1 pseudogene is annotated in these 272 nt (G+C 52.6%); it reads right to left on the bottom strand.

Annotated features, from left to right (window positions below):
- Window positions 1-272 (bottom strand): annotated as a pseudogene (locus B4920_RS26320) (hypothetical protein); the annotation flags it as partial.

Below are 272 nucleotides of genomic sequence, written 5' to 3'. Positions count from 1 at the left end.
GCTGACGCATTAACCGCTTTGCATCTTGGTAATGGATATATGCAACGCCCGCATCCACTTGTGAACCCATTTCGAACACCGCAGACACTAAAAACTTACGTTGGCTGGGCACAGGGCCAAGCGGCGAGTACACCACGCCATCGCCACTTAATAAGCGTACCGAATCCCCAGGGCTGACTTTTAATTGACGGGCAAGCTCGCTGCCCAAAATGACCTTATACTGGCCACTGGTTAGCTCGTTAAACGCGCCGGAATAGGTATGTTGCGCCACC

This window comes from Zoogloea sp. LCSB751 (assembly GCF_002028455.1).
In the GTDB taxonomy this organism is placed as follows: Bacteria; Pseudomonadota; Gammaproteobacteria; order Burkholderiales; family Rhodocyclaceae; genus Zoogloea.
Note: the sequence above shows the minus strand (reverse complement) of the source record. Positions and strands in the feature narration are given on the sequence as shown.